The sequence below is a fragment of the Lentzea albida genome (genome assembly GCF_900111005.1).
In the GTDB taxonomy this organism is placed as follows: Bacteria; Actinomycetota; Actinomycetes; order Mycobacteriales; family Pseudonocardiaceae; genus Lentzea; species Lentzea albida.
The window spans coordinates 271,862-297,605 of record NZ_FOFV01000007.1 but is presented as its reverse complement, the minus strand read 5'-3'; the positions used below and the strand labels follow the sequence as shown (position 1 = coordinate 297,605).

Sequence of the window (25,744 nt, the reverse complement as noted above, 5' to 3'; positions counted from 1 at the left end):
CGGGCGGAATTGCGCCAAATCCACACGCCGCTCGACTCGGGCGCCGGAAGTATCGACTGACGCGGCGCGCCAGATCAAGACCTGTTCACCCGGCTGGACCCAGGCCCCTGAGCACGGGTGATCCGTGGGCGACTGTCGAATATTCGTCGAACGCGCGGGTGAGCGGCCTGCTTTGGTCCCGTTTTTTATCGTGCCCGTTGTGAATGTTTCGAAAACTGCCGGGCCTTCTGGCGGTGGATGTGCGCCGTGAACGCAAGACTGGTGCTCGGATCGGTGTGGCACTAGTTTTCGCGGACGTGAGCGGCGAAGTGATCATCCTGACCGGCCCGCCCGGCGCGGGGAAGACGACGGTGGCCGGGCTCCTCGCGACCGGTGCGCCCCGCCCGTCCGTGCACCTCGTGACCGACCAGTTCTACCGCTGGATCCGGACGGGGTTCGTGCCCCCGTACCTGCCTGAGGCGCACCAGCAGAACGAGGTCGTCGTCGGGGCGATCGTGACGGCCGCCGCGGCCTACGCGCGCGGTGGCTACGACGTCGTGGTCGACGGGATCGTCGGGCCCTGGTTCCTCGACCCGTTCCGCGCTCTAGCCGACGAGCTGGCGGTCTCGTACGTGGTGCTCAGGCCCGATCTCGACGTCACCCTGGCGCGGGCGGCCGGACGCGGGGGTGACGAGCTCCAGGACGTCGAGCCGATCACCGGCATGCACGCCGCGTTCGCCCGGCTCGGCGACCTCGAGGACCACGTGGTCGACAGCGGCCACCTCGACGCCGGGCAGACGGCGGCCGAGGTGCGGCGGGTGCTCGAGGCGGGGGGCCACCGGCTGACGTCAGCCCGCTGAGGACGGTCCCCGCAGGTAGCGGGTCACCATGTCGACGAGCTCGTTCTCGAACGTGTCCACCGGCTGCCCGAACGCGGCCAAGCGGTGCGTGTTCAGCTCGACGGTGAACACGACGAGGTCGACGGCGGCGTCGAGGTCGCGCACGCGCACGTCCGGGTGGCGGGCGAACACGGCGCGGACCTCGGCCACGCGCTGTTCGCCGTGCCGGGTGATCGTCTCGCGCAGGTCCTCGGAGAGCTGGCCCTCCTCGATCATGATCCGCAGCAGCCGCGGGTCGTCGCGGTGGTTGTCGATCGCGTCGCGGACCAGCGCTCGCACCACGGACTCCAGCGAGCCGGGGGAGAGGTCGAGCCGGTCGGCGTGCGTCCACGTGCCGCGGTCGATGTGCCGGACCATCAGCTCGGCCAGGATCGCGTCCTTGTTCGGGAAGTACTGGTACAGCGAGCCGATCGAGACGCGGGCCTGCTCGGCGATGCGGTTCGTGGTGCCCGCGGCGTACCCGTGCTCGGAGAAAACGTGAGCAGCCGCCGTCAGGATGCGGTCGCGGGTGAGTTCCGCGCGCACCTGGCGGGGCTTCCGACGTGGCTCGACGTCGCGGCCGGAGGCAGGCATGGCGTCCTTTCGAAGGCTCTGGAAAAGCGAGTATCCAAGACATGAGCAAAAGCTCACAATAGTGTCATGACCTGCGAAGACGTCAGCTCCGGCCGGATCGGCACCGTGGAGGAGGTGGAAGCTCTCGTCGGACGTCCGGCATCCATGATCATGTTGAAGCAGCTCGCCGCGCTCGACGAGGGATGCGTGGACGTGTTGGCGCGCAGCCCGATCGCGGGGTTCGGGCACCGCGACGCCGACGGCACGAGCAGGACGACGTTCGTCGGCGGCGCACCGGGTTTCGCGCGCGTGCTGTCGCCGACGCGGATCTCCTTCGAGACGGATGCCGCCGACGGGCCGGCGTCGTTGCTGTTCCTCCTGCCGGGAGCCGGGGAGACGTTGCGGGTCAACGGTGTCGTGCGTCGCGGCGGCTTCGACGTCGAGGAGGTGTACGTCCACTGCGCCCAGGCCGTGCTGCGCTCCGGGCTGTGGCAACCGCCCGCCTCCGCGCGCCCCGCTCCCGAGGTGGCGGACGGTCCACTCGCGACACCCGGTGTCGCGGACTTCCTGGCCAGCGCACCGTTTCTGGTGTTGTCCACGTGGGACGGCGAGGGTGGCAGCGACACGAGCCCGCGCGGGGACCAGCAGGCGGTGGCGCGGATCCTGGACGGCCGCACGCTCGTGATCGCGGACCGCAGGGGCAACCGGCGCGCCGACACGCTCCACAACCTGCTCGCGGACGACCGGCTCTCGTTCGCCGCGCTCGTGCCGGGGCGCAACGGCGTGCTGCACGTCCGCGGGAGGGGGACGATCACCGCGGACCCGGCCGTGCTGGAGCCGTTGTCGTTGCGCGGCATGCCACCGCACGCCGCGGTGCTCGTCGACGTCGAAGCCGCCGAGCTGACCACGAGCGACGCCGTGACGCGCGCCCGGCTGTGGAACCCGGCCGCCCGCGGCGAGGTACCGGACCTGATGGCGCTGGCGGGCCGGCACCTGGCCGCGAACACGGTGAAGGGCCGGTCGGTCCTGCTCAAGATCGCCGGCGTCGTGCCGGTGAAGTGGCTGCGGGCGGTCATGAACCTCGCCTACCGCACAGGGTTGCGCAAGGAGGGCTACGAGGTCGCCACCGCACCTCCTTCCGCTGTGGCCCAAGAAGAACCACTGCGGGAGGTGCGGGTCGCCGAGGTGCGCCAGGAAACGCCGAGCGCCGTCACGCTGGTGCTGGAGGACGGCGAGCCGTTCGACTTCCGGCCGGGCCAGTTCTTCACGCTGGTGGCCGACGTCGGCGGCGTTCCGGTGCGCAGACCGTACTCGGCGTCGTCGGCACCGGGGACCACCCGGCTGGAGGTCACGGTCAAGCAGGTGAAGGGTGGCCGTTTCTCCCAGCACGTCCGCTCGCTCCGAGCCGGCGACCGGGTGGCCGTGCGCGGCCCGTCCGGCGCCTTCCACGTGGAGACCGGCCAGGACGTGGTGCTGATCGCGGCCGGCAGCGGTGTGACACCGATGATGAGCATGATCCGCACGGTGCTGGCCGAGCCGGAAGGCGACCGCATCGCCCTGCTCTACAGCAACAGGACAGAAGAAGAGACCATCTTCGCCGCCGACCTCGCCGCGCTCGCGGAGGCGCACCCCGGCAGGTTCGCGGTCACCCACGTGCTGACGTCGCGCGTCGGCCGGCTCGACGTCCCCGCTGTACAGCGGTGGACGACTGATCTCTCGCTCTCGCCAGGAGCACGGTTCTACCTGTGCGGGCCCGAAGCCCTCACGGCCACCGTGCGGAAGGCGCTGGACGGGCTCGGCATCCCCGCCGAGCAGGTGCGGGTCGAGAGCTACGCGGGCTCGGCCACCGCGGCGGGATCCGCCACGCCTCAACGGATGCTCGTCGAAGGCGTGGGCACCGCGGTGGTCGAGCCCGGTCAGACGCTGCTCGACGCCGGGCTCGCGGCCGGTCTGCCGATGCCGTACTCGTGCACGGTCGGCAGCTGCCGGGAGTGCGTGGTGAAGCTGCTGGCCGGAAAGGTGTCCCCGCAACGGGACGACGGCGAGGTGCTCACCTGCACGAGCGCTCCGCTGACGGACGTCACCCTGGAACTCAGCTGACCGTCGTCTCGGCGACGCGCTCGTTGTCGGCCGGGTTGTCGTCCGTCCGCCCGTCGAGGCGCACGCGGGCCTTGAGCGTGGCCTTGCCGAGCGCCGCGTCGTTCGCCGAGTACGTGTAGCTGAACGGCACGACCTCCGTGCTGTTCACCGCCACGTGCCGGCGAACGGTGCCGACGACGTCGTGGTAGCCGTCCGCCCTGCGGCGCAGCAACTCCACGACGACGTCCTCGGCATACCGGGTACCGGTGACCGACACCTCGACCTGGCCGGTCTCCCCGACCTTCGCCGCGGCGGGCGCCTTGACGGCCGCGAGGGTCACGTCGTGCGTCTCGACGTTCAGCGTCGTCGTGGAGTTGCCGGTCCTGCCGTCGGCCGTGTACCCGGTGATCGTCACCTGGTACTCGCCGTCGGCGGCGTACCGGTGCCGGACCTCGGCCTGACCGGGAACGGCCGTGATCGGCGCCGACGTGCCGTCACCGAAGTGGACCTCGCCGCCCGCGAGCCAGCGCCCGGCGGGGTCGCCGGAGTCGATGCCGAACCGGACCTCGTCGAACACGCCAGGGGCGGCGGGCAGCACCCACGACACCGTCGGCGTGATCCGCGGGGCGTCCTCCAGTCGCAGCGTCAGCGGCTCCGCGCCGTAGATGTCGTTCGCGACCCGGACGTAGTAGGTCTCGCCCGGCGTCGCCGCGAAGACCACCGGGTCGTGGGACGAGTTGAGGCAGTCCAGTTCGGACAGTGTGCCGAGCGCGGTGCCGCGGTAGACCGTGACCGCAGCGGAGTTGGTGCGCTGGGTGACCTGCGCGGCGAAGATCCCGGCGCGATCGGGCGTGAAGCGGTACCACAGCGACCGGGTGGACAGCCGGTCGCAGAGCGACCTCGGCTCGCCGGCCTCGAACGTGGCCGGTCCGGGATCACCCGCGACGTCGGTGCCGATCGGCAGGGGCGCGGCCGCCGCGAAGTCGTCGTTGACCGACCGCGGCACGAGCTCGAGCGCGAACTCGACGGGACCCGCGAACCGCCTGTCCTGCAGGAGGAAGTGGTAGGTGGTGCCCGCGGTCACCGCGAACGTGGTCGATCCGCCGCCGTACGGGTGCTGGCAGGCGCCCGGCGTCCACGTCAACGCGCCGCGCGTGCCCGTGTAGGCCGAGATGGCGGGCTTCTCGTCCTCCGGCCGGTCGGTCGCCATCCGGACGAACCCGTCGGCGGGCGCGGTGTAGCGGAACCAGACGCTGTTCGTGCCCCAGTCGCAGTACGTCGGGTCATCGGTCGCCGTCGCCTCAGCGGTGTCCACCGTGGACTTGAACGGGAGCGACGAGATGGTGGTGGCCCCGTCGAAGTCGTCGTTGGACGGCGGCGCCGCGTGAGCCGCGGGCGCGAGCGCCGTCATCAGTAGGGCCGTGAGGCCGATCGTCAATGCACGCAAATGAAACCCCAGTTCGTGTTGACCTCTCGGTGGTGGAGACGCGCCACACGACGTGGGGGATGGCTGCGGCGGGAGTTTTGGATCTTCTGCCGCAACGGCGTGCGGCCAACCGGACGCCACCGCCGACAGGAGGCTAGGGCCGCAACACGAAGTCCGCGCTGTGGTCGACGCAGCGCTGCCGGGGACGCGGCTGCCCCCGCGCGGTCAGCGCCCGGTCGAGCTCGCGGTAGATGCCGCCGAGGTCGAGCGGTCCCGGTCCGTCGAGCACCCGCACGAGCTCGCCGGTGAACTCGGTGTTGCGGGCGTCCGCCCGGTACGCGGCCTTGGTCGTGCGGTTGGTGGCGGTCAGCAGGTGCAGGTCCGCGGCGGCGGGGGAGTCCAGGGCCAGACCGGAGTAGCAGCAGTCGAGGACGACGACCCGGTGCCGCGCCTTGGCGTGCTTCATGATCTCCAGCACGGAGTCCAGCGGCAGCGAGGTGCGGCGGGCGTCGCGCGGGGTGTCCACCGAACCGGGCAGGGCCAGGCAGAGGCGGTCGTCCTGGTCGCGCAGGCCGTGCCCGGCGTAGTAGAAGAGCAGCAGGCTCGCCGGGGACGAGGCGCACCCGTCGAGCCGGTCGAGGACCAGCCGCGCCGCCACCGGGTCGGTGAACAGGTGCAGGCCACCGGTGTCGACGACGTCGAGCAGCACGTCGTGCAGGTCGGTGAGGTTGGCGGCGGCCTGGTCCAGCTGGGGCAGGCCGCCGACGTAGGTGCTGGTGCCGACCAGCACGGCGCGGGAGTCGAGCACTCAGCCCTCGTCCAGCAGCCGCGTGATGCGCTCCAGCAGCACCTCGGCGTCCGCGGGCGCCTCGACGTCGATTTCCAGCTGCTCTCCGTCGCGGGTGATCCGCAGGCTGATCCGGCGCGCCTTCGCCCGTTCGGTCAGCCAGGTGAAGAACGGCCGGGCCAGCGGCACGGTCGCGGCGGCCACGACGACGGCGTCGGCGGCGCCGCCCAGCTCCCCCTCCGCGGGGCCGTTCATGCGGAGGTCGACGCTGCCCCGCAGGTCCTCCTCCAGCCAGGCGGCCAGGTCGCGGGCGTCCCGGTCGCGGTCGGCGGCGTCGCCGTCGAACTCGAAGAGGGTCTTGTCGGACAACGGGTCTACCTCTCGGCGGCGGTGTTGCCCCGGCGGCGGCGCCGCGCGGTGTCGAACAACGGCAGGTGGCCCGGCACCTCGTAGGGCAGCCGGAACGCGAGGGCGGCCTCGTCGAGGTCGACCAGGTCGCACAGGATCCGCTCGGCCTCGCGCAGGCTCCCGGGAGGAGCGCCCTGGCGGTAGGTGTGGTCGAGCCAGTCCCGGTTGAGCGCGGCGAGGTTGCGCCAGGCCGCGTCGAGCTCGGTGGGCGGCGCCGGGCAGGCCACCCCGCCGCCCGTCGTGGCGGCGACCAGGTCCGCGAACCCGTACGGCACCGGGCCCTGCGACGCGACGGAGATCCGGGTGCGGAAGCAGGGGCCCGAGGTGTAGCGGGCGGCGGCCTCGGCGAGCAGCGGTGCCGCGTGCACGGCCATCCGGTCGGCCGGCGGCGCCACGGTGGTCCAGATCGGGTTCACCGCGCCGGGGCGGGCGAGGACGTCGTACTCCTCGGCCAGTCGCCTCAGCTCGCCCGCCAGCGCGGGGGAGGGGGCGTACGGCTCCAGGTACAGGCTGAGCACGGTGGGCTCGGGCATCCGCGCCAGCTCGTGCCACACCGGTTCCCACGAACGGTCCTCGGGCGGCCGGGGCGCGGTGACGGCGAAGCAGAACTGCCGGCCGGTGTCGCGCCGGGAGCAGGGCGCCCAGCTCAGCCGCTTGCGCACCTCGAAGGTGCCCCGGACGTCGAGCGGGCCCGGCACGAGCTCCTGGCTGATCTCCCGCCCGTCCGGCAACGGCTCGGTCAGCACGTGCGGCGGCGCCGCGGCGAGCCGGTCGCGCAGCCGCACCGCCGCCTCCTCCGCCCGGCGCGGGTCGGGGTCCTGCACCCGGCCGAGCAGCGTGCACGACACCAACCGCGTCGCCGGGTCGTTGCGGAACCGCAGCTCCCAGCGCTCCTGCGACGCGGTGGTCCACTGGCCCGCGAGCCAGGCGCGTTCGCGGGCCGTGGTCTGCGCGAGCCGTTGCGGCTCCGCCACGTCGGCGAACGCGCGGGTCTCGGCCAGCCTCCGGGCCGGGTGCACGCGCACGCCGACCCACGCCCAGCTCATCTGCGCCGTGCTCTCCACGAGCACGCCAGGAGCGGTCACTGGTGTCCCGGGAGGCTGTGGCGCCCGGTGTCCGGCGGGGCCGCGTGCTGCACCGGCGGCGAGTACCCGCCCGGCACCGGCCCGCTCGCGAACGCGCCCTCCTCCACGGGCGGCATGCCGTAGGGGAAGCCGAACTGCTCGGGCACCTGGATGCCCTCGACCGCGACCATCAGGCCCTCGCGGCAGGCGGCGTGCACGGCCTCGCGCATGGCCCGCGCCCGGTCGGCGCGCAGCATCGCGATCTCCGGGTCGTTCTGGCCGGACATGCCGCGCACGATGCCGACCAGGAACTGGCGGATCAGCGTGGAGCCGCGCCGCGAGCGCCACATCTGCCAGCCCAGGTACAGGCTCGTGCCGTAGCTGAACACCGAGACGTAGACGCGGAAGTCGCCCTCGGTGAGGAACAACCGGTGACTCAGTTCGAGCGGACCGGCGCCGGTGCGAATTCGCCTCGTCCCGCCGTCGAGCGGGAGCTGGCGGTGCCGCAGCGTGCCGGAGATCTGGCTGTAGACGGACGGCGCGAACTCGGCGCGGTCGGTCAGCACCACGCGCCACTCGGCGACCGGTTCCGGCAGTTTGGTCAGCAGCAGCACCACGAAGAAGACGACGACGGCGCCCACGTTGCCGATCGACCAGAAGACGAAGGCGCCGGCGGCGGTGTCGATGCTGCCCGAGGACATGCTGCCGAGGCCCACCAGGAACCCGAGCAGCCCGAACACCGCCCAGACCAGGAACGACGCGGCGGCCGCGCGTGCCCACAGCTGGAACACCACGCGCCAGCTGACCGTGTCGTCGAGGTAGAGGTCCATCGGGCGGTGGCACAGGTTCTTGTCCAGGTAGGCGGCGTTGCCGTCGCCACCCCGCCAGCCCGGCAAGGGCTGGACTTGGTTCTCGTTCAACGTGCGGGTCCTTCCGGTGACGGCGTGCGACAACCGGATTAGTAGCGCTCCTCCTCTGGTCTGTTAACGAATTCGAATGCATTCACTCTGATGTCGCAATCTATTTCTCATCGGGGTGGAATGAGGTTCGGGAAAAGCTGCCAAAAAAGTGACACCCGATGTCAGCGGAACTGTTCCGTCGCGAAATTCGATTGCGTGCGGCCGTCAACCGATGGTGACGACTCGCGCCCACTCCGGCGGGGTGTCGGGTTCGTAGTCGGGATCGTCCTCGGAGATCCTCTTCGGGCGGGGGAACAGGCCCACCACCGTGCGGCACGACGGTGCGGACTCGGGCCACGGCGTCTGGCCGTCGGTCAGGGCGACGACGACGTCGGGACGCGGGAGCGAACGCAGGGCCGTGGCGAAGCCCTCCCGCAGGTCCGTGCCACCGCCGCCCACCAGCGCAATCCCTTCCGCTCGGCACCACGGGCCGGTGACGTGGGCGGCGGCGTCGCAGGACAGCACCGTCACCAGGTCGCGTCGGCAGCCGACCGCCCGGATGATCGCCGCGATCTCGAGGAGCGCGCTGCCCAGTTCGGCGTCGCTCACGGACCCGGAGGTGTCGACGACGACGGCGACCCTGGGCGGGCGGCGGCGCAGGCTCGGCATCACCACCCCGGGCACGCCCGCCGACCTGCGGGACGGCCGGCCGTAGGTGTAGTCCTCGCCCACGCCGGGACCGGACGCGGCCGAGCGGATCGCCGCCCGCAGCAGGCTCCGCCACGGCTGGGGCGGGTGGAACGCCTCCTCCGCCCACCGCTTCCAGCCGTCCGGGACGCTGCCGGGAGCGCCCTTGATGCCCTCCGCCACGCGGAACCGCACGGCGTCGCGCTCCTGCTCGCTGAGCCCGTGCGCGCCGCCCGGCCCGAGGTCCCACGCCCGCTCCAGGCCGTCGGCGCCGCTGCCGCAGTCGAGCCACGCGAAGGCGTTCGTGTGCCGGCCCAGCCGGAACTGGCGCAGGTAGTCCTCCATCAGCTGGCCCCCGTCCAGCCGCAGCGCCTCCGGGTGGACCGCGCCCTCCGGCCGTGGCAGGCCGTCGCCGAACACGTCGTCGTTGATCTCGCAGTCGCCCGCGATGTTCATCCGCAGCCGCTCACCGGGCCCGTGCAGCTCGTGCTGCACCGCGTACCGGTCGCCGCGCCCGTGGTGGTCGCGCAGCAGATGGGACACCTCGTGCACCCAGACGCCGGCGAGCTCCTCCAGCGGCGTGCGGTCGACGAACGCGGGCGAGACGTAGCAGCGCCAGTGCCGGTCGACGGCCATCGTCGGCACCTGGTGCGACTCCACCGGGTGCAGCGCGAACAACGCCGTCGCGAGGTAGGGCCGGCAGCGGACCGCGTAAAGGCGGGCGGCGAACAGCTTCTCCTCGTCCAGGATCACCGGCCGCCACCCCCGGTGCGGGCCAGGGCCCGGTCCGCCCGCTGCGACAACGACACGGCACCCGCCAGCCGGTCGATCGTCGCGGGGACCTGCCAGTCGTCGCGACGCAGCGCGGCGAGCGTGGCCGCCGGGACCACCACGAGGTCGGGCGCTCCGGTGTCGAGCGCCAGCGACAGCAACGCCCACGCCGCGTTCCAGCGGGCCTCTTCCGGCCGGTTGCGCACCGCGGCCACCACCCCGTCGAGCACCACCTGCCGCAGGTCGCCGCGCTCGGGCAGCACGGCCGCCGCCGGGTCCGCGAGCAGCACCTCGGGATCCGGCAGGTCCATCCGGTCGATGCTCGCGAGCAGCTCCAGCCCGGGGCCGTCCCCGACAGCGCCCCGCACCAGCGCGGACAGCACCTCGCGCGACGTCCCGGCCGCGGTCGCGAACGCGATCAGCCGCAGCGCCATCTCCCAGCTGCGCGGCGAGGGCCACGGACCGCCGCGCGACGTCTCGTTCTTCGGCAGCTGGTGCACGAGGTTCGGCCGGGCGGCGAGGAGCCCGCACACCGCGCGGCGGGCGAACGCGACGGCGTCCGGCAGCAGTGCGGGGTCGAGCAGCGGGAGTGCCGTGGTGGGCCAGGTCCCGCCCAGCCCGCGGACCACGACGTCGTGGTCGTGCTTCCACTGCAGGTGCACGAACCGGTTGGCGAGCGGCGGACTGAGCTCCCAGCCGTCGGCCGCCGACGTCCGCGGGTTTGCGGCAGCGACGATCCGCACGCCCGGCGGCAACCGCAGCGCACCGACGCGGCGTTCCAGCACGACCCGCAGCAGCGCGGCCTGCACGGCAGGCGGCGCGGTGGACAGCTCGTCGAGGAACAGCAGACCGCGCCCGGCCCTGACGAGGCGCACCGCCCAGTCGGGAGGCGCCATCGGCACGCCCTGCGTCGCCGGGTCGTCCCCGACCACCGGCAGCCCGGAGAAGTCCGAGGGTTCGTGCACGCTCGCGATCACCGTGGTCAGCGGCAACGAGAGCGCCTCGGCGAGCTGGGTGAGCGCCGCGGTCTTGCCGATCCCGGGCTCACCCCACAGCAGCACCGGCAGGTCCGCGGACACGGCCAGCGTCAGCGCCTCCAGCTGGGGATCGTCGCGCAGCTCGGTGGCCGTGTCCCCGAGCAGGGCGAGCAACTGGGCCGCGACGTCCAGCCGGGATCCGTCGGGCACGTTCGAGAAAGCAGGCATGTATTCGGTCACCTTGAAGAGAGGCCGTGCGCCGGCCTGGGCGGAAGGGGGTTCAGCGAACGGCCGCGCGCTGCCGGCGGCGTTCCTCTGTGGACGGTGCGGGCCCCTGGACGAGCCCGGCGCGGTACAACCCGTGCACGACCTTGCGCCGCGCGGCCGTCTCCAGCGCATCGCGCAACGGCCCGGTCCGCAGCAGGGCGTCCGGCCCGAGCAGGCCTTCGACCACGGCCAGGGCACCGGCGACGTCGCCGTGCGCCAGGCGGGCCCGGACGTCCGGGAGGTCTTCCGGATGGCGGTGTGCGGCATCGATCGCCCTCAGACAGGGCAACCCGTTGCCGCCCAACGCGACCAGCAGCTCCTCGCGGCGGATCTCGTCGGGGGAGTGGTCGAGCGGCACCAGGACGCCGCCGACCACGCCGATCTCGTGGGTGGCGCCCCGGCAGTCGACCAGGCGGGAACTCGTTGTGCTGTAGGGGTTGCCGGTGGGGGCGGGCCGTGGTTCGGGTGGGATGAGGGCGGAGGCGACCAAGGGGTGGAGGCGGTCGGCCGTGATCAGGCCGGCGCGCACCAGGTCGAGGTCCGGGGGTGTCCAGGTGGCGGCGTCGGGGAGGATCGGGAGGGCGGGACGAGAGGTGGCCGGGGTGCCCCTGGAGGCGAGCGGCTCCGGATTCGGTGCTGCGCAGCCGCTGCTGTCGCGGCGCGGCTCGGCCCGGTGCCGTGGGTCGGGCGGCTCCGAATCCGTTGCCCCGCGGCCGCTGTCGTCGCGGCGCGGCTGGATCCGGTGCTGTGGTCCGAGCGGCTCCGGGTTCGGTGCCGCGCAGCCGCTGTTGTCACGGCTCGCCTCGGCCCGGTCCCGTGGTCCGAGCGGCCCCGAATCCGTTGCCCCGCAGCCACTGTCGTGGTGGCGCGGCTGGACCCGGTCCTGCGGGCCGGGCGGCTCCGCATCCGTTGCCCCGCAGCCACTTCCGTCCAGCACCACCCACTTCCGCGACCCGAGCCGCACCGCGACCGAGCTGCCCTCCACCCCGTCCGCGCGGACCAGCAGCGCGGCCTCCTCACCCCACCGGTCGAGGGCGCGGCCACCCGGATCCCCACCGCTCCCACCCCGCTCCGTCAGCTCCGCCGTCCTGCGCGCATCCCACAGGTGGCGGTGCAGGTCGAGGCGGAACCGCCGGTCGGGCCGGGGATGCGGATGCCCGCCCGCGCCGGCCAGCACTCCGGAAGGCGCCCACACGGCAAGGCTGATCCGCTGACCCGCGGCAGCCCATGCCGGAGGCGTGCGGGCCACGAGGTGCACCTCGTCGTCGGCGTACCTGGCCAGCGAGACGGTGAGGCCGGGCCTCAGCAGGCCGTCCGGGCCGACCCTGGGGAAGTGCCAGCGCAGCAGGTCAGGTGCGAGGTGGCGCAGGTCGGCGCGCAGCGCCTGTGCCAGCGGTCTGCCGCGGGCACGACTCACGACGCGGAGGTCGAGGTCCACGTCGACCCGCGCCGCGGCGCAGGCACCGGCCCAGTCGCCGGACTCGCGGCGGGCGGTGGAGGACTCGATCATCGACGGCGGCACGGCGAACTCGCGCACGTGCGACCAGAGGTTGAGGCGGGAGGAACGTCCGTTCACGAAGTGGTGCATCAGCACTCACCTTTGGTGAACGGGACCCCCGATCTGCTCGTGGAAGTAGTCATCGCGGGAACCGTATCAGGTCGCGCAAGTGCTTTCCGCCCGTTCGCGCACCGCGGCCACCACCTTGGTGTGCAACGGATGCGCCGCGGGCAGCGTGAGCAGGTCCACCAACGCGAACAGGTCGAGTGCCGCGCTGACCTCGCGCCAGCCGTCGGGCAGCGGTCCGCACCCCGCGATTAACCCGTGCTCGAACGCCGGGCCGGTGTCCTCGGGGAAGCGCAGCACGTTCCCCACGTCCGCGAGCGGGTTGCCGCTGTACGCGAACTCCCAGTCGAGCACGGCGGTCACCGACCAGCGGCCTGCGTCGCGGGCGACGAGGAGGTTCTTGCCGCTGAAGTCCGAGTGGACGAGCCGGGCCACCGGTGCCACGCCCGCGAGCACCTGCTGGTCGCGCTCGGCCAGGGCGAGCAACGCGGCCTTGTCGCGTGGTTCGAGTGCCATTTCGCCGACGCGGTTCGCGGTGAACGCCACCAGGTCGGCCGTGTCGGACTCCGCCGGCGCCGGGGACAGCCCCGCACCGGAGAAGAAGCCCGGTGCGGGAAAGCCGATCGTGCCGATCGCCGCCAGCACCGAACCCACCGCGTGGCCGAGTTCCTCCGCCTCCCCGTCACCCAGCCCGGCCACGACCCGGTCGAGCATCACGCCGTCCGCGAACCGCGACAGCAGCACGGGTTCCCCGGCCGCCGAACCATCCGGATCCGCCGCCACGACCTCGGGAACCGGCACCACACCGCTCATCCGCACGGCGAGGTCGCGTTCGACCGCGCACGTGGTGCCCCGGAGGTACCGGCGCAGCACGAACTTCTCGCCGCTCCCGCTCACCACGGCGACGTTCTGGTTGCGGTACCCGCCGGACAGCTCAGCCGCCACCCGCGCGCCGGGGAGGTGCGCCGCGAGCCAGCCGGAGACCGCCGCGGGCAGCTCGGTCAAGAGAACCGTGCCAGGAAACGGGCTGTGGCACGCGGACCGCGGAACACGTGCACCTCCGCGTCCTGTGCGTGTGCCGCGAGCGCTTCGAGCAGCACGGGCCTGGACCGGCGGCGCCACGACCAGACCCACCGCCAGAAGTCGGCGCTCTCCCGCGAGCGCCACACGGCCCGCCACGCGCACCGAGGGAACGAGTAGTCGAGCAGCAGCACCGTGTCGGCCCTGCGGAGCCGGACGTCGAGCACGTCGTACGGGCCCAGGTCGCCGTCCATGATCCACCGGTCCTCGGCGGCGAGCTCGCCCTGCACGACGGCCCAGAGCTCGAGCGGCGTCGCCTCCAGGCCCGGGCCCCAGAAGTGCTTGTCGAGCTCGACGACGGGAAGCCCGGTCGCGGCCCCCAGGGCTGCCGCGAGGGTCGACTTCCCGGCACCGCCACGGCCCAGGACCACCACACGTTCCACGAGTTGATCGTGCCAGAACCCCTAGTCGGTCTGCTGCTCCATCACCAGGATCGCGCCGCCCGGCTCACCGCCGTTGCTGCGCAACGAGCTGCACACGACGCGGACCACGACCTCGCGGCCGCGCCGGTTCACCGCCGTGAGCTTGACCTCGTCGATGAACGCCGGGTCGGACAGCGCCGAGCGCACCACCGGCCGCAGTTCGGCGACGGGCAGGCCGATGTCGAGGTTGAGCAGGTGCTCGCCCTCGGCCTCGTCGCGGCGCACGCCCCAGAGCTCCTCGGCGCCGCGGTTCCAGGCGAGGACGCGCATCTGCAGGTCGAGGACGACGACGCCGGCGCGCAGTGAGGTGAGTATCGACTCGAGGAACTCGTTGACCTGGTCGAGCTCGGTGCTGCGTTCGCGCAGGGTGTCGTTGATGGTCTGGAGCTCGTCGTTGGTCGACTGGAGCTCTTCGTTCATCGTCTCCAGTTCCTCGTTGGTGGACTGGAGCTCCTCGTTCGTGGTCTCCAGTTCCTCCACTGTGGACTGGAGTTCCTCGTTGGTCGTCTCGAGCTCCTCGTTGGTGGACTGGAGCTCTTCGTAGGCCGACTCCAGCTGGCGGTTGGCGTACTCCAGGTCCTCGAGCAGCCTGCGCGCCGACGTCACGTCGTGGAACACCACCGAGACGCCGAGGATCGTGTTGTCGACACCGATCAGCGGGTTCACGTGGATCTCGAACCACAGCGACTCGCCGGGCCCGCGCAGCCACTCGACGTCCTTGACCCGCAACGACTTGCGTTCCAGCCGGGCCTGTTCGACGTACCCGCGCAGCTCGATCGGGCGGTACGAGAGGTCGAGGTCGCGCAGCGGCCTGCCGACGTCCTTGGGGGACAGCCCGAACGTCGTCTGCGCCTGCTGGTTCGCGAGCGCCACCACGTCGTCCGCCGTCACGACCACCTGCGCGACGGGACTCGCGGAGAAGGCGTGCTCGCGCAGCTCGTCGATACCGCCGACGTCGACCCGGCGGTCGTGCACCATCGGGTAGGAGACGAAGTGGGCCGCGCTGCCGGAACCGTTGGGCGCCTTGCGGAAGATGCGCCGCTTGAGGTCTATCGGGTCGAAGATCCGGCTGTGGCTGAGCAGCATCTCGGCCTTGCCGAGGAACAGCACTCCCTTCGGCACGAGCGCGAAGTGGAACCGGCCCAGGATCTTGGACTGGGTCTCCTGGTTGAAGTACATCAACGTGTTGCGGCACACCAGCAGGTCGATGCGCGAGATCGGCGCGTCCTGCACCAGGTCGTTGCGGCCGAAGATGACCGAGCGCCGCAGGTCCTTGCGGAAGCTGTAGCGGCCGTTCTGCTGCTCGAAGTACTTGGCGATCAACTCCGGTGGCACGCTCTGCAGGTCGCGCTCGCCGTAGCTCGCGAGCCTCGCCTGGGTGAGGGCCTCGTCGTCGACGTCCGTGGCGTAGATCTTCACCTGCTGCCGGAACCTGTCCGGGCCCAGCGCGTCGGCGAGCAGCATGGCGAGGCTGTACGCCTCCTCGCCGGACGCGCAGCCCGCGCTCCACACCCGGATCGGGTCGTCCGGCCCGCGTTCGGCGAGGATCGTCGGCACCACGTCCTCGCGCAGGTACGTCCACGCCTCGGTGTCGCGGAAGAAGCCCGTCACGTTGATCAGGATCGTGTTGAACAGCGCGCCGAACTCGTCTGCGTTGACCTGCAGCTGGTCGATGTAGTCCGGGTAGTTCTCGATGCCGATCTGGCTCATCCGGTGCCGCACGCGCCGTTGCAGGCTCGTGCGTTTGTAGCCGGTGAAGTCGAAGCCGCGCGACTCCTTGAGGTAGAGCAGCACGTCCTCGAAGGCTTGGTCAGGGTCGGGGCGACGGTCGTTCACGACGGCAAAGCTACCGCTTCGGCCGTGGGGCCAGCACCGCCCACACGATCTTGCCACCATCGAACGACGGACGCGTGCCCCAGGCGACGCACCTGCCCTGGACCAGCTCCAGTCCTCTGTGGCCCGGAGCGCCCGGTCGCGAGGCGGTCAGGACAGGGGGTTCGGGATCGCCGTCGCGGACGGCGAGGGACAGTCCGCCGGCCCGCAGCTCGAGGCACAGGACGGACTCGGTGCGGGCGTGCCGGACCGCGTTCTCCACGAGCTCGGTCGCCACCAGCAGCGCGTCGTCGACCAGCGCGGGGAGGTCCCACTCCTCGCACGCCGTGCGCACCTCCTCCCGCGCCAGGAGCGCCGCGACCAGTGAGTTCGGCAGCGACCGGCGGCGGTAGCGGCGCAGTGGCGGTTCCGCGGCACGCTCGAACGCGGAATCCAGGTCCGGCGCGGTGACGACGTGCCGGGAGACACCGCTGCGGCGGAGTTCGTGCCGGTGCCGGTCGGTCTCCGCGGCGAGGACGACGGGCACACCGGGCCACTGCGCGGCCTTCATCCAGACCGCGGTGAAGACGGCCAGCATGGCCCTGCTCGCGACCTCGAACCCCGGTCCGAGCCGCACGACCAGCGCGACGGGTGCCTCCGCCGCCAGTTTGAGCAGGTCGTCACGCAACGACGGGTAGGAGGACAGGTCGAGCCTGCCCACGGGCGTCGCCACCGCCACGCCGGCCAGCTCGGTCGTCTGGACTCCCAGGTCCGTCACGCGCCCGCGTCCTCCTGGGGATCGGGGGTCCGGCGGGTGCACCGGCGCGGAACAGGACGGTAATCGCTCGGCGGCGGTCCCGCTCGGGCGGTCCCTCCCACTGCCGGGGGACCGCACGCCGCTCACTCGGCCCGAGCGCGGGTCAGGTGCAGGCACAGGCCCGCCACCAGCACGAGGACGCCACCGAACACCAGCGTGAACGAGGCCGCGAGGAGCCCCGTCAGCAGGCCCAGCCCACCGAGCAGGTCGACGGCGAACCGGACGGACCGGCGGTTCGGCTGCCAGCGCGCGACGCGGGGTGGTGGGGACTGGAGCGTGGTCATGGTGCCCTTCCTGGGATCACTCGTCATCGCCGGCTCAGGACGTCGCTCACGAACTCCTCCGCGACGACGCGCAACTTGCGGTTCTCCCGCTGGGACTGTGCGACGAGCAACCGGAACGCCTCGTCGGCCGTGATGCCGTGCACCGCCATCATGATCCCCTTGGCCTGGTCGATCACCGCGCGGGAGTCGAGGGCGGTGCGCAGCTGCTCGGAGAGCTCGTACGCCCGCAGGTACCTGCTGTGGCTGCGCAACCCGACCTCGGCCGCCGCGGTGTAGAGCCCCAGCAGCTGCACGTCGAGGTCCGCGAAACCGTTGTCGCGCGTCGAATAGACGTTGATCGCACCGGCGTGCCGATCGTCGACGGTCAGCGGGGTGGACAGGAAGCTGACCATGCCGGCGGACCGGCACGCCCGCGCGAACACCGGCCACCGCTCCAGCGCCTCGTCCATCCCGGCCCGGACGAGCTGCCTCGTCTTCGCGGCGTCGACGCACGGTCCGGCGTCCTCCCGGTACTCGACGGCGTCGAGGTCCACCACCAGCTGACTGGTGGCCGAGGCCGTGTACGGCTTGCCGTCGTCGAGCAGCGTCACCGACACCCCGTCGGCACCGGGCACCGCGCGGTGCACCTGCGCGGGCACCAGCTCGACCAGCGCGGGCAGGTCGTCGGAGCGGCTGAGCGCCTCCTCCAGCGAGTTCAACGCCCTGGTCACCTCGTCGAGGGACTCGCCGAGCGCCGGTTCGTGCAGTGTCACGAGCTTCACCTTCGTCCAGTCGGGTCGTGCGGGGCTCGGGCGTCAGTGCCTGCGGCGACCGCGGCCCGTCACCAGCCCGAGAGCGGTCATGCCGGCGCCGAGCCCCAGGTGCAGCCAGTTGTCGGCCGCGTTGACCGGCACGAAGTTGGCCGCGCTGTCGTGGTCGACCAGCAGGCCGTACAGCCACAGCAGCAGGTAGACGACACCACCGCCGACGAGGTACGAGTACGCGCCGTGCGGTGTCCGGGACATCAGGAGCCCGGCGGCACCGAACGCGAGGTGCACGACGTTGTGCAGGACCGACACCATGAACAGCCCCAGCAGCATCGCCTCGGACTCGTGGCCGGCGAACGACATCGTGTCGTAGCCCGTGGTGATGCCGGGATGAAGCCGGCGACACCGACCGCCGTGAACACGGCGGCGACGGCCAGAGCCACGTTCTGCGCCGGTGCGCGCGTGGTCATCTCGGTCCGGGCCATGACGACCTCCCGTGGGGAGCGGGTACCGCTTCGGTCATGCGGCTACCCCCGTGGGCGCCGGGCAAACTGCCCCGTCCGGGTAGTTCGGTGTGGATCGTCTCGAGTGGACGGCCCGCTGGCGGCTGCTTGGATGCTGCGGCCGGCTCACTGATTGCGCGCCACCACCCGGAACGACGTCAGCTCCGCGTCGGCGGGGTCCGGCAGCTCCATCCCGGCGTCGAGCCCGCTGCGCACGTAGTCCACGACCTCCCGGTTGATCACCTCACCCGGCAGGATCGCGGGCGCGCCGGGCGGGTACGGCGTGACCATCTCGGCGCTGATCCGCCCCACCGCCTCGTCCGCGCCGACCTGCTCGATCTCGGCGAAGAACGCGTCGCGGGGCAGCATCGCCGTCTCCAGCTGCAGCTCGTCCGGCGAGGGCAGGTCGACCGGCGGTGGCGCCGGGAAGCCGTCCGCCGCCTTGACCAGCGCCTCCAGGGCGTCGAGCAGGACGGCCGCCGTCCGGTGGTCGTCGGCGTGGGTGAACTGCGCGACGACCCGCCGGTGGTCGGACAGCCCCAGGGTGACGCGCTGGTGTTCGCGCAGCCAGTCGGTGGCCTGGTAGCCGCTGATGCCGAGCCCGGACACGTCGATCGTCATCTTGAGCGGGTCGATCGAGGCGGCCAGGTCCCTCCCGACGAACTCCGCCTCGCCCATCACGCGCAGGCCGGGCAGGTCGTTGATCGCGGCACGCGTCGAGCGGGCCAGTTCCAGCGTCGCGGTCAGCAGCTCCTCGCCGTGCTGCACCATGTGCCGTCGCCAGCCGTCGAGGGTGGCGTAGACGATGGACGTCGGGCTCGTCGTGGCGAGGAGGTCCTCGCGGGCCTTGAGCACGTTCGGGTCGACCAGGTCGCCCTGGAGGTGGAACACCGAGCTCTGCTCCACCGCGGCGCCGGACTTGTGCACGCTGGTGACGACGACGTCGGCACCGGCGTCCATGCCCCACGGCGGCAGGTCGGGGTGGAACGGCAGGTGCGCGCCCCACGCCTCGTCCACGATCAGCGGCTTGCCGAACTCGTGGCAGACGGCGGCGATCGCCGCGATGTCGCCGCAGGAGCCGTAGTCGTTGGGCGTCACCAGCAGCATGCCCTTGGCCTCGGGTTCCGCCTCGAACAGGGCGCGCACCTCGTCCGGGCCCGGCGGGTGGGAGAGGTGGCGTTCGGCGTCCCAGTGCGGTGAGAGCCAGACCGGCGAGACGCCGCTCAGGATCAGCGCCGAGACGACCGACTTGTGCGCGTGGCGCGGCACGATGAGCTTCTCGTGCGGTCCGGCGACCGACAGCATGGCGCTCTTCACCGACAGCGAGCTGCCGCAGGTGGAGAAGAACGCCCGCTCGGCGTCCACCGCCTCGGCCATCAGCTGCTGGGCCTCCTCGACGACGCCCTTGCTGTTCAGGCGGTCGTCGAGGCCGTTGACCGGGATGACGTCGGCCGCGAACAGGGCCTCGCCGAGGACCTCGAGCACGCGCGGGTCGGCGCCGCGGCCCTGGCGGTGGCCGGGCGGGGTGAACGGCGTGTAGCCGCGTTCGCGGTACTCCTGCAGTGCTTCCAGCACCGGTGCCCTGTTCTGGTCCATGGGGGAGGGCTAACCAGGAGTGGGCCGGTTCAACCGGGCGTCACCGGGTGAGGTGCCGCGCCTCACGCTGCCGCGCAGGTCGGACTGCTCGGCACTGCACCCGGTCACGCGCGAGCCGCTCAGCACCTCACGCGCCCACGCGCACGTTGAGCGGCCCCGGCACCTCATCCGGCCGCGCGTCGCCCGACCACGCGCGGGTAGGGCTGCTTGGCACGTCACCTGGCCACGCCTCACGGCCACGCGCGGGTGGGGCTGTTCGGCACGTCACCTGGTTACGCCTCACGGCCGCGCGCGGGTCGGGCGGCTCAGCACCTCACCCGACCACACGTACCCGGCCACGCGCAGGTGGGACCGCTCAACACCCCACCCGGCCACGCCTCACCCGGTCGCGCGCAGGTCGAACCGCTCAGCCGCCCACGCGGCGAGGCGCGGCCGGAGGGCGACGTACACGTCCGGGTCGACGCCCATGCCGGTGTGCGTGCTGTGCACCTCGACGCACTCGGCGGACGGGTCGAGGGACAGCTGCCACGGCACGATGCCGTCCGACTTGGAGTACACCGACACCGCGGGCACCTCCAGGGCGGCGGTGGCCGCGGCGACGTTGTCCTCGAAGCACGTGCCCGAGAAGCAGTCGGTGTCCATGAGACCGGGCACGCCGAGCGCGGACAGCCCCGCCAGCGCCTTCGCGGCGAGCAGCACGTGCGGGTGCGCGCCCAGCGGGTCGAGCAGCGGGCTGCCGAGCATCACCAGCCCGCGCACCAGGTCGGGGCGGCGGACGGCGGCCAGCCGGGCGAGGCCGCCACCGCGGCTCTGCCCGAACAGCACCACCGGTCCGCCGGTGGCCTCGGCGTGCTCCTCCAGGCGTTGCTCGACGCGGTCCACCAGCTCGGAGGTGCACCCGACGTTGAACCCGACGCCCGCGCCCACCGGCACGTAACCGCGGTCGCGCAGCCAGGTGCTCGCGAAGGTCAGGCTGAGGTCGCTCGCCCCGAAACCGGGCACCAGCACCACGCCGAGACCCGCGCCCTCGTGGGGGTTCGCCTTGCGCCACACCGGGTGGCGCAGCAGGCGCGGGATGGTGAGCGCGGCGACGGCGACGTGTTCGCGCGCCAGCGATCGCAGCTGTCCGGTTGAACTTGAGGTCATGGCTCCGCTCGCTTCTGTCGGGGTGCCGAGGAGGTAGCCCCGGCGGGGCGCCCGCAAACGCGGAACGTCGTCACGTTTCGAGGTGGTCATCGGGCCACGATCGGCGTACCGGTGGCCGCACCCGCGCGTTCGTAGACGCGCAGGAAGTCGGCGGCGACGTGGTCCCAGGAGTACCGGGCCATGACGCGGTCGTGGCCCGCCACGGAGAACTCGTCGCGCAACGTGTCGTTCAGCAGGAGCGAGCGCAACGCCCGCGCCAGGCCCTCCTGCTCGCCGGCCGGCACGAGCAGGCCGGTCACGCCGTCCACGACGACGTCGGCCAGCGCGTCCACGGCACTCGCGACGACCGGCACACCGCAGGCCATCGCCTCGAGCGCCAGCGCGCCGGACGGCTCGTACGACGACGCGCACACGACGGCGTCGGCGGAGCGCAGCAGTTCCGGCGTGACGGACCTGGTGAACACGACCTTCGCGCCGGCCTGCCGCCCGTGCTCGCGCAGCTTCTCGACCACGGGGTCGCCCTGGGCCGGAAGCCCGCTGACGACCAGTTCCGCACCGTCGATCCGGGCCAGCGCGGTGACGACGGCGCCCGTGTGCCGGCGGTGCAGCGGAGTGACGACCCGGAACGGCCGGTCGCGTGGCGCCCGCGGGCCCTCGGGGGTGAACGCCGCGACGTCGACACCGCCGGGCACGACGGAGATCTTCGTGCGCTTCACCCCGGTCCTGGCGAGCTCGAACGCCTCACCGGCGCTGCCGGCGGTGACGTGCGCCGCCTCCCTGCCCACCAGCACCTCGATCCTGCGGCGCTCGTCCGGAACGGCCTCGGCGGGACAGTCGCGCTGCTCCGCGGCCGCGAGCGAGTGGAACGTCTGCACGACCGGGACACCGGCCCGGCGGCCGCCGAGCACGCTCACCATGCCGGACATCCAGCGGTGCCCGTGCACGACGTCCGGCGCGGACGAGGCCCAGTCCCGCAGGAGGAAGGCGGTGAAGTCACCGATGTGCGGCAGCACGTGCTCGTCCGCGAGCGGCTCGAGCGGCCCGGCGGGCACCAGCACCACCTCGACACCGCGGGCGGTGCGGACCCTCTCCGGCGCGTCCGGGCGGTCCCGGCGGTGGTAGACCGTCACCTCGTGTCCCTGCCTGGCCAACGCGGCCGACAGCCCGGCGACGGGGGTGTCCTCCTGCGGACCGGAGGCCTCGGCGAGCGGGCCTCCGTGGACGGACACCATGGCGATCTTCAATTGGTCACTCCGATTGTTGGCGTGTGACGAGCACGTCGTGACGAGCTGTCTGCTCAACTCGGAGTCCTCAACCGCCCTGGGGATCAGGGCGCCACGGTGGATACCCCGTGGTCCACCCGCTCAAACCTTGGAGTTGCCGTCCTGGTCGGCCTCCTGCACGCGCAGGATGTTCACGGTGTCGAGGACGGTCGTGGACCCGTTCGGCAGCAGCACCGGCACCCACGAACGCCCGGTCTCCGGATCGACGACGTGCGACCCGGACACGACGCCGCGCACGTAGGCGTCGGGGTGCAGCGCGTCGGGGTTGAGGTAGGTGATGACACGACCGAGGCCGGGGGACGGAGAGGCCGGCATGGGAGCTCCCGGTGGCTGGAGGGGCTGCGTGGTGCTCGACGTGCCTGTCGAGTACCCGCCGGGCCCGGCCGAAACCCCGGCTGCGTCACGGCTTCACAACAAACCCACGACCCCGTAGGCGCCGGCCGCGACGGCGGCGGAGGCGGGCAGGGTCAGCACCCACCCCTTGGCGATGTCGGCGGCCACGGACCAGCGCACCGCCGAGCGTCGGGTGGTCGCGCCGACGCCCATCACCGCCGACGTGATGACGTGCGTCGTCGAGATCGGGGCGTGGAAGAGGAACGCGGTCGCGTACAGCACCGAGGAGGCCGACAGCTCGGCGGCGAAACCGTGGGGCGGCGTGAGGTGGAAGATCCGCCTTCCCAGGGTCCGCATGATCCGCAGACCGCCCGCGTACGTCCCGGCCGACAACGCCAGCGCGCACGCCACGATGACCCACAACGGCACGGAATAGTCGTCCTGCCGGCTGCTGACCACCAACGCGAGAACGATGACGCCCATGCTCTTCTGCGCGTCCTGCAGGCCGTGTCCCAGCGCGAGGCTCGCGGCGGAGAACACCTGTGCTCGGCGCATGAGGCGGCCCGCCCGGTGGGCGTTGGCGTTGCGGAAGGTCCACAGGATCACCGTCATGACGACGTAGCCCAGCACCAGTCCGACGACGGGGGAGACGACCATCGGGATGACGACCTTCTCCAGCACGCCGGACCAGTGCACGGTCGTCGCGGACGCCAGCGCCGCCCCGACCAGGCCGCCCACCAGGGCGTGCGAGGACGACGACGGCAGGCCGAAGTACCAGGTGACCAGGTTCCAGGTGATGGCACCGACCAGGGCGGCGGTGACGACGTGCAGCGCGTCGTCACCGACCGGGGTGTCGATGATGCCGGAGGCGATGGTGACGGCGACGCCGGTGCCCAGCAGCGCGCCGATCAGGTTCATCACCGCGGCGAGCGAGAGGGCGGCGCGCAGGGTGAGCGCGCGGGTGGACACGGCGGAGGCGATGGCGTTGGCCGCGTCGTGGAACCCGTTGGTGAAGTCGAAGGCGAGCGCCAGGACCACCACGAGCACCAGTCCGGCGGTCGGCATCACGCTTCCTTGACCGCGATCGAGTGCACGGCGTCGGCCACGTGCTCGAAGGCGTCGGCGGCGGCCTCCAGTTCGTCCACGACGTCCTTGAGCTTCATGACCTCCAGGGCGTCGCGCTGCCCGTTGAACAGCTCCGACAGCAGCCGCCGGTAGACCTGGTCGGCCTCGTTCTCGAGCTGGTTGACCTCGACCCAGAACGCCGTGAGCTCCTGCGGCTCCGCGAGCCGCGGCATCGCCTCCGCGGTGAGCCGGGCGGCCCGGCACAGCAGGTCGGTCTGCGCCGCGACACCGTCCGGCAGCTCGCCCACGCGGTAGAGGGTCGCGAGGTCGACGGCGGCGTCCATGTGGTCGACGACGTCGTCCAGGGTGGAGGCCAGCCGGTAGATGTCCTCCCGGTCGAACGGCGTCACGAACGACCGGTCGAGGTGCTGGATGATCGCGTGCGTCGCGTCGTCCCCGGCGTTCTCCAGGGCGTGCATCCGCTCGGCCAGCTCCGCGCGTTGCTCGACGGGCGCGCGCACGAACGTGCGCAGCAACTCCACGCTCGCGCCGATGTTCCTGCCGATCTCGGTGAACAGCTCGAAGAACTTCTCACCCGTGGGCTTGCGGCTGATGCGCATGCGTGGCGGCTACCCGTGGAGGTCGTGCCCAAACGGACGCGGGGCGGCGTTCGGTCCTCCGAGGACCGAACGCCCCTTCACGAGGCCTAGCGGTGGGCGACGGCGAAGCCGTCGAACGCCGCACCGGTGTTGAAGACGCGCACCCCGTTGGCGCCGCTGGAGAAGCTGCTGTCGGTGACCGTGATCTTCGGCGTGGTCATGTCGCCGACGAACACCTTGATCGACGAGCCGATCGCCTCCACCCGCAGGTGGTGCGCGGTGTTCGGCCGGACGGTCACCGGTGCCGACGCGAGCTGCGTCCAGTTGTTGTCCGCCTTGCCGAGCACGACCCGCCCGGTGCCGGTGATGCCGGCGTAGTAGCCGCGGTAGCTGTCCGTGCCGGTGGCCGCGCCCGTCGCGCGGAACACGACGCCGCTGTCTCCGGCCGCGGACCTCGGGATGACGTCGACGTCCTGCACGAAGTTCGAGAAGTTCGTGTCCAGCAAGGACTTCCCGCCGAACGAGGCCCCGGTCTCGTACCGGCCGGCGCTCGCCGACCAGGTGCCGCCGTGCGTGGTCCAGCCGACGGCGTTGCGGTCGTCGAAGTTGTCCTTGACCCGCATGGTCACCGGCTGGATGGTGCCGTCGGCGTTGAAGGTCATGCGGTCGTAGGCGATCTGCCGGTCGTTGGCGCCCGTGCGGCTCAACGGCCGGCGGTGGTAGACGATGTACCAGATGTCCGTGCCGGGCACGTTGATCACCGAGTTGTGGCCGGAACCCCTTGCCACGGAAGCATCTTGGCTCAGCACACGGCTGATCTTGGTGAACGGCCCGGTGGGCGAGTCGGAGATCGCGTACGACACCGCGTAGTTCGGGCCGGTCCAGCCGTCCTCGGACCACATGAAGTAGTACTTGCCGTTGCGCTTGAACATCTGCGAACCCTCGGTGAAGTTCGCCGGCGTGATCTCCTTGTACGTGCTGCCGTCGGCGAACCGGCCGAGGCTCGTCATGTCCGCGTTGAGCTTCACGACGTTGGAGTGGCCCCAACCGCCGTAGTACATGTAGGCCTGACCGTCGTCGTCGATGAACACGTCCTGGTCGATGGGCTGCGCGCCGTTGACGAACTGGGCGATCAGCGGCTTGCCGATCGCGTCCCGGTACGGCCCCTCCGGCCGGTCGGCGACCGCGACGCCGATGCCGCCCAGCTCGGAGTTGCTCTGGATGTCGTTGGCGCCGAAGTACAGGTAGTACTTGCCGTTGCGCTGCACGGGCGCCGGCGCCCACACGGCCCGGCGCGCCCAGGAGACGTCGGCCGTCGTCAGCACGTTGGGGTGCTTGGTCCAGTTGACGAGGTCGGTGGAGGAGAAGGCGTCCAGGTACGTCTGCTCGTCGTAGGGCCGCGACGACGTCGGGAAGATCCAGTGCTTGTTGTCGTAGTACGCGACGTCGGGGTCGGCGTACCACCCGTCCACGATCGGGTTGCCGGCCTCCGCTGTGGAGAAGTCGGGCACGGCGGCCGCGGACGAGGTCACGGCCGGAACGCCGCCCAGCAGCAGGGCGGCGAGAACTGAGGTGACGATCTTCGACGACAACGTCTCGTCCAATCTGCAGGGTTTACAACGTTGTAACCACGGTGTGCATCGATCCAAACACCCACCGTGGACCGCTGTCCAGATCGGGAACGAGAACGCGGTGACCG

At 71.9% G+C, this 25,744-nt stretch carries 24 protein-coding genes and 1 pseudogene; 2 read left to right on the top strand and 23 right to left on the bottom strand.

Annotation, left to right across the window (positions count from 1 at the left end; all coding sequences use genetic code 11):
• Positions 1-296: 296 nt before the first annotated feature.
• Complete coding sequence (locus BMY74_RS20180) at positions 297-839, top strand: phosphotransferase-like protein (protein WP_218159678.1); 543 nt, start codon at positions 297-299, stop codon at positions 837-839.
• On the opposite strand, the gene BMY74_RS20175 is transcribed toward BMY74_RS20180, so the two are convergent.
• Positions 828-1,451 carry a TetR/AcrR family transcriptional regulator gene (locus tag BMY74_RS20175; RefSeq protein ID WP_089918144.1) on the bottom strand — a complete coding sequence of 208 codons (624 nt, stop codon included), beginning with the start codon at positions 1,449-1,451 and terminating at the stop codon, positions 828-830. The genes BMY74_RS20180 and BMY74_RS20175 overlap by 12 nt on opposite strands.
• Before the next feature lie 66 nt (positions 1,452-1,517).
• Here BMY74_RS20175 and BMY74_RS20170 point away from each other — a divergent pair, with 66 nt between their 5' ends.
• The gene (locus BMY74_RS20170; protein ID WP_089918142.1) at positions 1,518-3,530 is read left to right on the top strand and encodes an FAD-binding oxidoreductase; all 2,013 of its coding nucleotides are present in this window, start codon (positions 1,518-1,520) and stop codon (positions 3,528-3,530) included.
• Here BMY74_RS20170 and BMY74_RS20165 read toward each other — a convergent pair.
• From BMY74_RS20165 to BMY74_RS20060, 22 genes and pseudogenes are all read right to left on the bottom strand, one after another.
• Entirely contained in the window at positions 3,523-4,920 is a 1,398-nt protein-coding gene (locus tag BMY74_RS20165; RefSeq protein ID WP_143091635.1) for a hypothetical protein, read from the bottom strand. The two genes, BMY74_RS20170 and BMY74_RS20165, sit on opposite strands and share 8 nt — an antisense overlap.
• A gap of 169 nt (positions 4,921-5,089) precedes the next feature.
• Positions 5,090-5,743, bottom strand: a complete 654-nt coding sequence (locus BMY74_RS20160) for a caspase family protein (protein ID WP_089918138.1) — start codon at positions 5,741-5,743, stop codon at positions 5,090-5,092.
• Positions 5,744-6,091 carry an effector-associated constant component EACC1 gene (locus BMY74_RS20155; protein ID WP_089918135.1) on the bottom strand — a complete coding sequence of 116 codons (348 nt, stop codon included), beginning with the start codon at positions 6,089-6,091 and terminating at the stop codon, positions 5,744-5,746.
• A gap of 5 nt (positions 6,092-6,096) precedes the next feature.
• Positions 6,097-7,215, bottom strand: coding sequence for a hypothetical protein (locus tag BMY74_RS20150; protein ID WP_089918133.1), 1,119 nt, complete (start codon positions 7,213-7,215; stop codon positions 6,097-6,099).
• The gene (locus BMY74_RS20145) at positions 7,212-8,114 is read right to left on the bottom strand and encodes an adhesin (protein ID WP_143091634.1); all 903 of its coding nucleotides are present in this window, start codon (positions 8,112-8,114) and stop codon (positions 7,212-7,214) included. The genes BMY74_RS20150 and BMY74_RS20145 overlap by 4 nt, the downstream gene beginning before the upstream one ends.
• Positions 8,115-8,318: 204 nt before the next feature.
• Positions 8,319-9,533, bottom strand: a complete 1,215-nt coding sequence (locus BMY74_RS20140; protein ID WP_245786250.1) for a vWA domain-containing protein — start codon at positions 9,531-9,533, stop codon at positions 8,319-8,321.
• The gene (locus BMY74_RS20135) at positions 9,530-10,756 is read right to left on the bottom strand and encodes an AAA family ATPase (protein ID WP_089918128.1); all 1,227 of its coding nucleotides are present in this window, start codon (positions 10,754-10,756) and stop codon (positions 9,530-9,532) included. Before BMY74_RS20135 ends, BMY74_RS20140 begins: the two co-directional genes overlap by 4 nt.
• Before the next feature lie 52 nt (positions 10,757-10,808).
• Positions 10,809-12,383, bottom strand: a complete 1,575-nt coding sequence (locus BMY74_RS45130; protein ID WP_177229833.1) for a hypothetical protein — start codon at positions 12,381-12,383, stop codon at positions 10,809-10,811.
• A 66-nt stretch (positions 12,384-12,449) separates the two neighbouring features.
• Positions 12,450-13,364: a phosphotransferase family protein gene (locus BMY74_RS20125; protein ID WP_177229832.1), complete on the bottom strand. Its 915-nt coding sequence runs from the start codon at positions 13,362-13,364 to the stop codon at positions 12,450-12,452.
• Entirely contained in the window at positions 13,361-13,822 is a 462-nt protein-coding gene (locus tag BMY74_RS20120; RefSeq protein ID WP_089918124.1) for a P-loop NTPase family protein, read from the bottom strand. Before BMY74_RS20120 ends, BMY74_RS20125 begins: the two co-directional genes overlap by 4 nt.
• 21 nt (positions 13,823-13,843) lie before the next feature.
• Entirely contained in the window at positions 13,844-15,697 is a 1,854-nt protein-coding gene (locus BMY74_RS20115; protein ID WP_245786249.1) for a CheR family methyltransferase, read from the bottom strand.
• Between the two features lie 10 nt (positions 15,698-15,707).
• Positions 15,708-16,451 (bottom strand): hypothetical protein, encoded by a 744-nt coding sequence (locus BMY74_RS20110; RefSeq protein WP_089918121.1) that lies wholly within the window; start codon positions 16,449-16,451, stop codon positions 15,708-15,710.
• A 122-nt stretch (positions 16,452-16,573) separates the two neighbouring features.
• Positions 16,574-16,774 carry a hypothetical protein gene (locus BMY74_RS20105; protein WP_089918119.1) on the bottom strand — a complete coding sequence of 67 codons (201 nt, stop codon included), beginning with the start codon at positions 16,772-16,774 and terminating at the stop codon, positions 16,574-16,576.
• A 23-nt stretch (positions 16,775-16,797) separates the two neighbouring features.
• Positions 16,798-17,526 (bottom strand): GAF and ANTAR domain-containing protein, encoded by a 729-nt coding sequence (locus BMY74_RS20100; protein ID WP_089918321.1) that lies wholly within the window; start codon positions 17,524-17,526, stop codon positions 16,798-16,800.
• 42 nt (positions 17,527-17,568) lie between these two features.
• Positions 17,569-17,990 (bottom strand): annotated as a pseudogene (locus BMY74_RS20095) (DUF4383 domain-containing protein).
• Between the two features lie 159 nt (positions 17,991-18,149).
• Positions 18,150-19,619 carry an aminotransferase class I/II-fold pyridoxal phosphate-dependent enzyme gene (locus BMY74_RS20090; protein WP_089918117.1) on the bottom strand — a complete coding sequence of 490 codons (1,470 nt, stop codon included), beginning with the start codon at positions 19,617-19,619 and terminating at the stop codon, positions 18,150-18,152.
• A gap of 378 nt (positions 19,620-19,997) precedes the next feature.
• Positions 19,998-20,765: an alpha/beta fold hydrolase gene (locus tag BMY74_RS20085; RefSeq protein ID WP_089918115.1), complete on the bottom strand. Its 768-nt coding sequence runs from the start codon at positions 20,763-20,765 to the stop codon at positions 19,998-20,000.
• Between the two features lie 86 nt (positions 20,766-20,851).
• Positions 20,852-22,009, bottom strand: coding sequence for a glycosyltransferase (locus BMY74_RS20080; protein ID WP_089918113.1), 1,158 nt, complete (start codon positions 22,007-22,009; stop codon positions 20,852-20,854).
• A gap of 120 nt (positions 22,010-22,129) precedes the next feature.
• The gene (locus tag BMY74_RS20075) at positions 22,130-22,363 is read right to left on the bottom strand and encodes a hypothetical protein (protein WP_089918111.1); all 234 of its coding nucleotides are present in this window, start codon (positions 22,361-22,363) and stop codon (positions 22,130-22,132) included.
• Positions 22,364-22,456: 93 nt separating this feature from the next.
• Positions 22,457-23,446: an inorganic phosphate transporter gene (locus BMY74_RS20070; RefSeq protein WP_089918109.1), complete on the bottom strand. Its 990-nt coding sequence runs from the start codon at positions 23,444-23,446 to the stop codon at positions 22,457-22,459.
• Positions 23,446-24,066 carry a DUF47 domain-containing protein gene (locus tag BMY74_RS20065; RefSeq protein WP_089918107.1) on the bottom strand — a complete coding sequence of 207 codons (621 nt, stop codon included), beginning with the start codon at positions 24,064-24,066 and terminating at the stop codon, positions 23,446-23,448. The genes BMY74_RS20070 and BMY74_RS20065 overlap by 1 nt, the downstream gene beginning before the upstream one ends.
• A gap of 86 nt (positions 24,067-24,152) precedes the next feature.
• Positions 24,153-25,649 (bottom strand): family 43 glycosylhydrolase, encoded by a 1,497-nt coding sequence (locus tag BMY74_RS20060; protein WP_218159677.1) that lies wholly within the window; start codon positions 25,647-25,649, stop codon positions 24,153-24,155.
• Between the last annotated feature and the right edge of the window lie 95 nt (positions 25,650-25,744).